Origin of the sequence: Bacillus sp. SIMBA_026, from assembly GCF_046535335.1 — a bacterium.
GTDB lineage: Bacteria > Bacillota > Bacilli > Bacillales > Bacillaceae > Bacillus > Bacillus velezensis.
The window spans coordinates 1-261 of sequence record NZ_JAWRWX010000265.1 but is presented as its reverse complement, the minus strand read 5'-3'; the positions used below and the strand labels follow the sequence as shown (position 1 = coordinate 261).

Here is a 261-nt window from a genome sequence, read left to right as displayed (position 1 = left end):
CCGCGCACGACGAGGAGGACGAAGTATGAGCACCGCTTTCCAGAAGCCTGCGGCCTGTATCGGCGCGCCGCTGCCCCGCGTGGACGCCCACAGCAAGGTCACCGGCGCGGCGCGCTACGCGGCGGAGTTTCACGCGGACGGACTCGTCTACGGCGTCGTCGTCAATGCACCGATTGCGCGCGGAGAAATCGTCGCCATCGATACGTCGGCGGCGCTGGCGCTGCCCGGCGTGCTGTCTGTGCTGACCCACGAAAACCGCCC

At 69.0% G+C, this 261-nt stretch carries 1 protein-coding gene; it reads left to right on the top strand.

Features of this window, described 5'->3' with window-relative positions:
• Positions 1-25: 25 nt before the first annotated feature.
• Positions 26-261, top strand: a 236-nt coding sequence (locus tag SB847_RS21420; protein ID WP_410578679.1) for a hypothetical protein, incomplete at its 3' end; no start/stop codon positions are given.